This window comes from Atribacterota bacterium, from assembly GCA_028703475.1.
In the GTDB taxonomy this organism is placed as follows: Bacteria; Atribacterota; Phoenicimicrobiia; order Phoenicimicrobiales; family Stramentimicrobiaceae; genus JAQVMU01.
Window position 1 is genome coordinate 1 of the sequence record JAQVMU010000056.1, and the last position, 10981, is coordinate 10981.

Below are 10981 nucleotides of genomic sequence, written 5' to 3' on the forward strand. Positions count from 1 at the left end.
TTGGAACCAAACCAGCGGTTTAGAAATGAAAACATTAAAGATACTATTGTATTTTTTGGTTCTGCCCGAACTAAATCTCCTGAAGAAGCTAAAATTTATTTAGAAAAAGTAAAAGAGCAAATTGCCACAGAAGATAAAAACCAGAAAAATAGCGAGCTACAGGAAGAACTTCAATTCGCTGAAAAACAGGTTTTCCTTTCCCGCTATTACAATGATGCAGTCGAACTTGCTAAACGCTTAACTACCTGGTCAAAATCACTTAATTCCAGTTCCAGATTTATTGTCTGCTCGGGCGGAGGTTTTGGAATGATGGAAGCAGCCAATAGAGGAGCCAGAGAGGCAAATGGAAAATCTATTGGTTTAAATATTAGTTTACCAATGGAACAATATCCCAATCAATACATATCACCTGAATTAAATTTCGAATTTCACTATTTCTTTATGCGAAAATTCTGGTTTGTTTACCTGGCTAAAGGATTGGTTATTTTCCCGGGTGGCTTTGGAACGCTGGATGAACTGTTCGAGGTGCTTACTTTAATTCAGACAAAAAAAATAGAAAAATGTCTCCCGATAGTCATTTATGGTACTGAATACTGGAAAAAAATAATCAACCTTAATGCAATGGTTGAGTATGGCACAATCAGTAAAAAAGATTTGGATTTATTCAGATTTTGCGATTCAGTTGATGATGCTTATAACTACTTAACCGGGGAACTTACAAAACTATACTGTGAAAATAACTAATTATTTAGTGCCAAAATATGATTTTACCACTAAATTTAATCTAATTATATGAAGGAATTAGGTATTTTTCCCGCTCAGCAGTAAATTGCTGTAATTCAAGCTGATAAGAGGTTTCAATCAGCTCGGGGGCTGCCTTTTCTTCCAGATATTTCCCTATTTTGTCAGTTCCCATAATTTTGTCAAACATCACAATATTATCAGGAGTGCTCTTTGGGACATTAAAATCTCCCAGCATGAAGGCATAAGCCAATGCATAAATACCACTTTTCGCAGGGTTAAAGTTGTATTTATCATCTATTTCCAATTTTACCCCACCGGCAGTATCCTTATCCTCAGGAATATAATTTACTCCGGGTAGTCCCGCTGAATTTAATACTTCAGCATAGCGCATAGAGTCTATCCCATTTCCACCAATCCATCGGAACTGATCCCGCTGGAAAACTCCTGTACCTTCTCCTAATCCTGTAGCCATATATCCATATAATGATTCAATGGTTGGTATATTTGGCGAAGTCTGAACAAAGGGAAGACCGGTATCCTCAAAAGACATGCCGCGATGATAACCATCCATAGCAACAACAGTTAAGTCTGCTCCTATATTGCGATTATAAAAAAGAGCTAACTCTCCAACAGTCATACCATGCGCCATCGGTATATTGTCTACACCAACAAACGACTTAAACCTATCCTCCATTACAGGCCCATCCACAATCAAACCCCCTAAAGGATTTGGCCTGTCCAGAACAATAATCGTTTTATTATATCTTTCGGCAGCTATCATACAATACTGAAGAGTAGACATATAAGTATAGCTGCGTGCTCCAATATCCTGAATATCAAAAAGCAGGGCTTCGATTTTCAGGAGCATCTCCTCAGTGGGCATTCTGGTACTTCCATAGAGACTATAAACCGGTATGTCATATTCAGGATGATTATATGAGTGAACCCAGGCTCCTGCCCTGGCAGTACCGTCAAGGCCATGCTCCGGGGCAAACAGTGCTATTAGTCTTGCACCTCTCGTGGCAAGCAAATTATCAATAAAACTATTTCCCTGGCTATCAACCCCGGTTTGGTTAGTAATCAAGCCAACGTTTTTGCCATCAATAAGATAATAATAATCATCCAGTAAAACCTCATTACCTAATTTTACTCTTACATCATTTCCAAACACTGCAAGTGTAGATAACTGTAAAATAAATATGTTTATTACTAAAATAAAGATTATTATATTAATTTTTTGATCATAAAACCTTTTTTTATTATTTTGAATATTTTTTTCTAAAAGCATTAATACGTCCTTTTAATATACAACTTTTAATATACAATACATATACTTCTTTCATTCCTTTTACCTTGTATTAAAATAATATGCCATAGTTTACTCAATAATGCAATATTATTTCATATCCGCGATACCCTTGGACACTATTATATAGTAATTATTACTATATAATAACATATATTGACTTATCATTAATAATTTGTTAAAATAATTAATGATTTTAATGATTTTATAAAAAACATTTGACATAATTGTGTTAATCATTTAATTTTGTGTTATAAGCATCCTGACCTTTTTAAGAGGTGATGGTATGGTTTTCGGAAAAATTTATTCCTTGGGAGCATTTGTAAATTGTTCTGAAGGGTGATAACCTGACCCGCGCTATTCTTTAGATGAGTAGTGCGGGTATTTTTATAATTATTGATAGCAATGATGACCATAAATAATTAAGAAATAACACTTTAATAACAGAAAGAATGGGGTAAATAATGAAACATAATTTAGCCTTTCAATCCGTAATATTTGACTTAGATGGTGTTGTTACCAAAACCGCTACAGTTCATGCACATTCCTGGAAAAAAGCTTTTGATGAATATCTGAAATTAAGAGAAAAAAGAGACGGAGAAAAATTTAAAGAATTTACTTATGAAAGAGATTATTTAAAATTTGTAGATGGTAAACCACGTTACAAAGGTGTAAAAAATTTCCTGGAATCACGCAATATACACCTCCCTTTTGGAGATCCCTCAGACTCACCGGACAAGGAAACCATTTGCGGTATTGGAAATAAGAAAAATGAGTTATTCACTAAATTGCTTCAAGAGGAAGGAGCGGAGGTATTTGAATCCACAGTCAGGCTTATAGAAAGTTTAAAAGAAAATAATATTAAAATTGGTGTAGCATCTTCTTCCAAAAATTGTCTCCCAATACTCAAATCAGTCAAACTCGAACATTTATTTGAGACCAGAGTTGACGGAGTGGTATCCGCGGAGCTAAAGCTTAAGGGAAAACCTGAAGGAGACATTTTTGTAACCGCAGCAAAAAATCTAGGTACTCTTCCTGAAAATTCTGTGGTTGTGGAAGATGCATCTTCTGGTGTTGAGGCCGGCAGAAACGGCGGTTTTGGATTGGTATTGGGAATTGCCAGGGAAAATAACAAGGCGGAGCTGACAAAACACGGGGCCGACATCGTTGTCCCTGATTTAGCCGAAATTGATGTTCAAATAATTGATGACTGGTTTAAAAGAAAACCAAAGCCTTTCTTTAAATGTTTTGAAACACTTGAAAATGCACCGGTAATCCTGCCGGAAGAACACTTGCAGCAAAAAGATATCTTTATAAATCCCTATTATAAGCGTACCGGAAAATCAGTTCTCCATACTAATAAAAAAATGGTCTTTTTCCTGGACTATGACGGTACATTAACTCCTATTGTTGAAAGTCCGGAGTTAGCTGTTCTTTCTGATGATATGAAAAAGACAGTTGAACAGTTAGCTGAAATCCATACAGTTGCTATAGTGAGTGGGAGGATGAGAGAAGATGTACAAAACCTGGTTGGGATTCAAGGTTTATTCTATGCCGGAAGTCATGGATTTGACATAAAAGGACCCGGCGGTTTTAGCATGATTCACCCTGTTGCAGAAAAGACAATTCCACTTGTTTCTGAAATTATTGAGCAATTAAAAGACAAGTTCCAGCATGTTGAAGGTGCGCTGGTCGAAGAAAAAAAGTTCAGTGTAGCAGCACATTACCGTAAGGTAAAAAATCAAAAAGATTTAAATTTTATTGAAGAAACAGTTAACAACATTATTCAAAAATATAACGAACTAAGACTTTTAAAAGGTAAAAAAGTCTTTGAAATTCTGCCAAACATAGACTGGAATAAAGGAAAAGCCATAAGATGGATTATGGATGCCCTGGAAATTCCCTGGGAAACTACCTCTGCCTTTTATATTGGTGATGATACTACCGATGAATATGCCTTTAGAACAATTATTACCAGGGGCACAGCTGTTATGGTTACTGATAATCCATTAAATCCTTCGACGGCAGATTTTCAACTAAATTCACCGAAAGAGGTAAAAAAATTCTTTGAACAGGTTATTTCAATTTCTAATAAACAATAGTTTTAATAACAATCATGGCACTTCTCCCTGGTCATTGGAATATTTCAAATTTGAACCAGGCCAGGAAAAATTGAGAGAAGCTTTGTGTACGTTGGGTAATGGTTATTTAGGAACAAGGGGTGCACTTAACGAGTCATCTGCTTCCAAAGTGCACTATCCCGGAACCTACATGGCAGGTGTTTTTAACAAATTAGACAGTAAGGTTGCCGGTAAAACTATTACCAATGAAGACCTTGTTAACTGCCCGAATTGGCTTCCTTTGACTTTTAAAACAGGCTTAGATCAAAATTGGATAGATCCGTCTAAACAGAAAATCATTTCTTATTATCAGAAACTTGACATGAAAAAGGCAGTTCTGATAAGAAACTACAAAATAAAGGAGAGTTCCGGGAAAATTACCTCAATTGAAACCAGAAGAATTGTACATATGGGTGAAATGCATATTGTAGCACAGGAGTATTCAATTACCCCTGAGAATTATGATGGTGAAATCTTTATTAGAACCGGCTTGGATGGAACTGTTGAAAACAAAGGAGTAGAAAGATACAGCGACCTTGAATCATTACACCTGGCAGAAGACGAAACTGGACAATTTTCTGAAAATGGTATTTATCTTTCAGTAGTGACCAATCAATCCAATATTAATATTGCTCTGGCATCTTCCGTTTATATTACCTGTAATGGTGAGGAAGTAAAACCAGACACTATTGATACCAAAAAAGAAGAAAAAGCTGTCTTTCAGGAATACAAAATTAGGGTTAAAAGGAAACAAAAATACATAATTTCGAAAGATGTATCCATTTATACCTCTCAGGATAATGATACTGATAATCCTATAAAAAGCGCTATTGAATCAGCTAAAAACTGTCCCAGTTTTGCATCTCTTTATGAATCGAATAAAAAGGTATGGTCAGAACTATGGGATATTTTTGACATTCATGTTGAGGGTCATGCTTTCTCCCAAAAAACATTGAGACTGCATATTTTTCATCTTTTAGAAACTGCTTCTATCCATAATACTAAACTTGATGCAGGTATTCCTGCAAGAGGATTATCCGGAGAAGCTTACCGGGGCCATATCTTCTGGGATGAAGTTTTTATCCTGCCTGTCTATGATTTTCGCATTCCCGAAATTACCCAATCATCCCTTCTCTACCGTTACAGGAGATTGGAGCAGGCAAGAAAATATGCCCTTGAAAATGGCTATAAAGGAGCCATGTTTCCATGGCAAAGCGGCTCCACCGGTGAAGAAGAAACTCAAATTATTCACTTGAATCCCAAATCCGGAAAATGGGGTCCTGATAACAGCCGAAACCAGAGACATATCTCCTTTGACATAGCCTATAGTGTCTGGGAACATTGGAAGATAACTGGAGACATGGAATTTTTAATCAAATATGGAGCAGAACTGTTTCTTTCAATTGCTAAATTTGGAGCTAATCTGACCTATTATGATTCAAAGGATAAAAGATATCATACCACAGGACTTATGGGACCTGATGAATTTCATGAAAAGTTACCTGGTGCCGAAAAAGCCGGTCTGAAAGACAACGCCTACACAAATGTTATGATTGTCTGGACCTTAAAAAGAGCATTATATTTAATCTCTTCTCTTCTTCCTGAAGAAGATAAAGCAAAACTTCTTAAAAAATTGGAAATTGATAAAAACGAACTGGATTTATGGGAAAAATTAACCAGAGAAATTAATGTGATTATTAATAAAAATGGAATTATAAGCCAGTTTGACGGATACTTTGATTTAAAAGAATTAAACTGGAAAGCTTATAAAAAGAAATACGGAAATATACAGCGGATGGACAGGATTTTAAAGGCAGAAGGAAAATCACCCAATGATTACAAGGTTGCCAAGCAGGCAGATACCTTAATGCTCCCCTATCTTTTCCCTGTTTCGGAGCTGAAAGAAATTTTTAATGGCCTGGGTTATGATTTTAATATGGATATTCTCAGAAAAAATTATGAATACTATGTCCAGAGAACTTCTCACGGCTCAACCTTAAGTAAAGTTGTTCATTGTTACATATCAGATATTTTGGGACAGGTAAAACAATCATGGAAATGGTATTGTGAAGTTTTAAACTCTGATATCAGTGATATTCAGGGCGGAACTACACCGGAAGGCATTCATACCGGAGTAATGGGGGGTTCAGTTTATATTGCCATCAAAAGATATGCCGGGGTTGACCTGATTGATGGTATAATAAATGTAGAACCTGATGTTCCAATGAAATGGAAACATATACATTTCAAAATTAAATACAAGGATATCTGGTATTTTTTTGAAATAGAAAAACAATTAATAACTGTTAAATTGACATCCACCAGGAAAAAACCCAGGGAATATCGTGAAAAGCTCATAATTCGCAAAAAAGAATACCTTTTTGAGCTGGATAAAAAACATATTATTTGTCTCAAAAGAAATGGAGAAATAAATGGTTAAAAAACACATACTTATAGTCGACGGAGATATTACTCATTCTGAGAGACTTAAAAGGAATTTGGAAACAGCAGACTTTATTGTAGAAGCTGTCTATAAGGGCAATGATGCTTTAATGTTATTAAAAAAGCAGTGGGTAGATTTAATAATCTTATCTATAACCTTACAGGGAATCATGAACGGCATACAGCTATTACAGGAACTGAAAGAAAACGAGGAGTATCAACAGATACCCGTTATCGTGCAATCAAGTAAGGTTAATATGGAAGAAATAGTCAAAAATATTGGAGCTACCATGTTTATTACCAAGCCTTATAATATAGCTGATTTCCTGAAACAGGTTAAGGAAATATTTCAGGAATCACAAAAAGACATTTAGTGAGGTATAAAATGAAAAATCAAAATAACTTTACTATGCAGGAATTAACAGATAATCTAAAGATGATTAAAGCCGAAGATATAATGACTCGAGAAGTTATAACTGTGAGGAAAGACGATACCCTTGACTTAATTGCTAAATTAATGATAGATAAAAGAATAAGCGGTTTTCCGGTTTTGGAAGACGATGAAATTATTGGAGTTATTACTGCCAATGATCTCTTCCTGGTAATGGATTTGATTAAAACTGGTGAAATACTAAAAGATAATAGTGACAACAATTCTTTGCCAAAGGTTGATTTTGCCATGTCCACTGAAGTTATTACCGTTAAGCCCAATACAGATTTAAATGAGATTATTGCATTGATGAAATACCGAAACATCCACACTCTTCCTGTTGTAAATAATAATAAGCTGGTTGGTGTTATAGGAAGGCGGGATGTATACAGGAATTTCTATTGTACAGTAAAAAATATCTGCTAAAATTGTCTGGCTTTTTCTATTCTGTCATTCCAGTATAATGCAATACTGCATCTCTTAAAAATTCAGCAGTTCCCGGTTGATTTTTATCATAATACTGTTTAAATCTCTCATCAGCTACATACATCCTAACAAGGTCGGCATGTGCTTCCTTATTATAACTGCCCCAATAAAATGACAGCCATTGGCGATGCAACTCTGCCGCCTTTTGCGCCAGTTCTCCTGCAGGGTTACCGGTTTGCATGGCCTCTTGCAAGGTTTTCATTAAAAATTCCTCGGTCTTCATCATATTTTCATGATCGTTTTTGCTCATCATCCTTACCCTCTCATTAGCTTTTTGCACTGTCTTTTCTCCATACATTTCTCTTATCTGTTTGCCATATTTTTCTTCATTTTCTTCAATTAATTTTTTCTTAAATCCTGCAAATCTTTCCTCATTGCTCATGATTATTCTCCTTTCTTTCGCCATTATTGTCTTTTCTACATTGTTAATAAGAATCTCCAATTGCTCTTTTTGTTTTGTAATTTTTTTTAGATGCTCTTTCAATGCATGAAGTTCATCAAAATCCGGCGAATTGATTATTTTAAGAATACTTTTCAGATTTACTCCTAAAGTTCTGTAAAACAATATTTGCTGTAATTTATCTATTTCTGTTTGCGTATAAATACGATATCCGGAAGAGTTAATATTTCCTGGTTTAAGCAGTCCTATTTCATCATAATAACGCAATGTTCTTTTAGTTAATCCAGATAATTCTGCTAATTGCTTAATCTTGTATTTCATTACCTTTATTGCTGGTACTCCCGGCAAGTCTCCTTTTCATTCTCGGAAATTTATCTATTATGATGAAATTATAAACCCTAACGTTACGGTAATGTCAAGTAATTATTTTCAAACGTCAGAAAGCCTGCTAATATCCCTAATTATTAGCAGGCTTTCTTGAAATCAGTAAATAAAAGTAATCGTTACATTACTTTCTCAGCTACAGGTATTACAAGGGTCACAGGGATCGCATGTATTACAGGATTCATCGCATGGGTTATAGCAATCACCATTCGGGTCACATGGGTCACAACAACTATCAGGATCGCATACACATTCATCATAACAATCACCACATGGATTACATGGGTCACATTCCGGTTCACAGGTGTTGCATGGGTCACATGTGTTGCATGGGTCACATTCTGGTTCACATGTATTGCATGGGTCACATGTATTGCATGGGTCACATGTATTACATGGGTCGCAAGTGTTATTTGAAGTATTGGTTTCTTCAGCTGAGACGCTAATACCTATTGTATGTTCAAATTCACCATCCTCTGTAATAACAGTAATATAGGCACCAATTGGCTCTATGGCTTCAACCAATCCATTTTCATCTACTGTTACTTTTGTAATATCGCTTGATTCCCAAAAAACTGTGGTATTCGTTGCATCTATTGGTTCAATCACCACAGATAACTGAAGTGTTTCTCCGACTTTAAGCGTTTGATCCCCTCCTACAATTTCCACACCGGTAACATGAGTTATCCCTGGAAAACAGCCGCTCAATAAAACCCCGGTAATCAGTAAAGAAACTATTAATCGAACTCTTTTATTGACATTCATTTCTACTTTTTTATCTCCTTTAAAAATTTTTAAGCTCATATGATATCTTAAATTTTTTTATTTTTTATTATTGTAAATTGCCAATTTATTATTAAATTAACACTGAATTTCTTAAATAATATAATTACCTCCTGCTTATTACATATTTTTACTTATGCTTTATTTTACTTAAACTTTTTTAAAATTAAATAATCATTTAAAGAAAAATATTAATTCAGCTTAATATATTAATATAATCATACAACAAATATAATAATTGAACAATATAATATATTTTATAATATGCAGGGGCAATCAAGAAGAAATAATTGTGCGGGGGATATGTTTGTTACTCAGTTTTACTTTTAGTTAATATTTTAATTTGCTCTTTCATCCTTAAGACAACCCTTAAGAATAATTAAAAACATTTTTTTCAAATTTAAATCTTTTCCCTTCAAAAAGATTTACACATATATCAACTATTTTGCCATCATACAAAATATCTTTATTTTTTATTATTTCATCAAGCGCTGTATCTACTCCCAAAGCTGCCCTATAAGGCCGGTGAGAAGACATGGCTTCCACTACATCAGCAACTGCGATAATTTTAGCTTCCAATAATATCTCATCAGATTTTAATCCGTTGGGATAACCGGAACCGTCATTTCTTTCATGATGCTGTAAGATTATAGGTGCAATATGGTAGGGAAATTCAATATCCTTTACAATGTCATAACCGGTTTTGGAATGACTTCTTATAAGACTTAATTCAATATCGGTTAATTTACCGGGCTTGGTAAGGATTTCAGAAGGTATGCCAATTTTCCCAATATCATGAATCAAAGAAGCTATCCTTATAGTTTCAATCTTATTACTGGGCAGTTTCATCTCTTTGGCTATGGCTATAGCCAATTTAGACACTCGTACCTGATGTCCGGCAGTATAGAGATCACGGGTATCCATTATTCTTGAGATAGTCTCAATAGTTGCATTTATGGTCTTTTCCAGGTTTTGATAGGTTATTTTAAGATCGGTAATATCCATTGTACTCTCCACTGCCCCGATTATCTTGCCCTCCTCATTAACAAAGGGTACTCCGGTTACCATCCAGTAGCGGTTATCCGGTGTTCTCATCTCCTCTCTTTCCATTTTTGCAGTTTTCCAGGCTCTATCTATCGGACATTCCCGGCAAATTGTATCTCTTTTTGCCCAGACCTGATAGCATTTTTTACCTTTTATTTCTTTCAAGCTTTTCCCCACAGAATCACAGGCTGCCTTATTAGCCCAGACAATATTATGTTCCAAATCATGATAAACAATATGAACAGGTGATATAGCAAGTACTATTTCCTTTTCTTTTTCTGATTGTTTGAGTCCTTTTTCCAGCTGCTTTCTTTTAGTGATATCGCGAGCTATTCCCAGAACATATATTTTATTATTTATGCGGATTGGATAAGTAGATATTTCCACATCTATTGATGTGCCTTCTTTGCGATTCAGATTAAATTCCTGCGGCTCCATTGGAAGCCCTTTTCTGTTTTGCTTTAGAGCACTAACAGCCCTGGGAACATCTTTTAAGGGTAACAGTCCTGTCTTAAAGTAATTTTTACCAACCAATTCGGCACGGGTATAACCGGTTATTCTTTCAGCTGCTTTGTTTCCGTCAATAAAATTTCCTTTCAGATCACTGATATAATAACCATCAGGGGCAAAGTCGAAAAGCAGCTTAAAACGGTCTTCTGAATTATTCAACCCTTTTTCGATAACTTCTTTCCTTATATTTTTTATCTCTTTTGATATTTCAGGATCTGGCTTGTAATTATTATCTTTCATTTTATCCCCTTTTGTACTACAAATAATCAGCATATACTGATTTTAGTGCTGATTTTCTGCTGCATCTATATTTATTATGAGATAACAAAAAA

9 protein-coding genes are annotated in these 10981 nt (G+C 35.0%); 5 read left to right on the top strand and 4 right to left on the bottom strand.

Features of this window, described 5'->3' with window-relative positions:
• Positions 1–744: LOG family protein (locus tag PHQ99_06425; GenBank protein MDD4289206.1), on the top strand; the 744-nt coding region annotated here is incomplete at its 5' end.
• Between the two features lie 40 nt (positions 745–784).
• On the opposite strand, the gene PHQ99_06430 is transcribed toward PHQ99_06425, so the two are convergent.
• Positions 785–2032 (bottom strand): DUF1343 domain-containing protein, encoded by a 1248-nt coding sequence (locus tag PHQ99_06430; GenBank protein MDD4289207.1) that lies wholly within the window; start codon positions 2030–2032, stop codon positions 785–787.
• Between the two features lie 482 nt (positions 2033–2514).
• Here PHQ99_06430 and otsB point away from each other — a divergent pair, with 482 nt between their 5' ends.
• The 4 genes from otsB to PHQ99_06450 are packed head-to-tail and all read left to right on the top strand — an operon-like array spanning position 2515 to position 7468.
• Positions 2515–4152 carry a trehalose-phosphatase gene (gene otsB / locus PHQ99_06435; protein ID MDD4289208.1) on the top strand — a complete coding sequence of 546 codons (1638 nt, stop codon included), beginning with the start codon at positions 2515–2517 and terminating at the stop codon, positions 4150–4152.
• Positions 4118–6610 carry a glycoside hydrolase family 65 protein gene (locus PHQ99_06440; protein MDD4289209.1) on the top strand — a complete coding sequence of 831 codons (2493 nt, stop codon included), beginning with the start codon at positions 4118–4120 and terminating at the stop codon, positions 6608–6610. The genes otsB and PHQ99_06440 overlap by 35 nt, the downstream gene beginning before the upstream one ends.
• Positions 6603–6986, top strand: a complete 384-nt coding sequence (locus PHQ99_06445) for a response regulator (protein MDD4289210.1) — start codon at positions 6603–6605, stop codon at positions 6984–6986. The genes PHQ99_06440 and PHQ99_06445 overlap by 8 nt, the downstream gene beginning before the upstream one ends.
• Positions 6987–6997: 11 nt before the next feature.
• The gene (locus PHQ99_06450; GenBank protein ID MDD4289211.1) at positions 6998–7468 is read left to right on the top strand and encodes a CBS domain-containing protein; all 471 of its coding nucleotides are present in this window, start codon (positions 6998–7000) and stop codon (positions 7466–7468) included.
• Positions 7469–7484: 16 nt separating this feature from the next.
• Here the strand turns inward: PHQ99_06450 and PHQ99_06455 are convergent, their stop codons facing one another.
• The 3 genes from PHQ99_06455 to PHQ99_06465 form a co-directional block, all read right to left on the bottom strand.
• A complete protein-coding gene (locus tag PHQ99_06455; GenBank protein ID MDD4289212.1) occupies positions 7485–8249 on the bottom strand; it encodes a MerR family transcriptional regulator in 765 nt (254 codons plus the stop codon).
• 195 nt (positions 8250–8444) lie between these two features.
• Positions 8445–9077, bottom strand: a complete 633-nt coding sequence (locus tag PHQ99_06460) for an Ig-like domain-containing protein (protein MDD4289213.1) — start codon at positions 9075–9077, stop codon at positions 8445–8447.
• 387 nt (positions 9078–9464) lie between these two features.
• Positions 9465–10889, bottom strand: coding sequence for a PAS domain S-box protein (locus tag PHQ99_06465; protein ID MDD4289214.1), 1425 nt, complete (start codon positions 10887–10889; stop codon positions 9465–9467).
• Between the last annotated feature and the right edge of the window lie 92 nt (positions 10890–10981).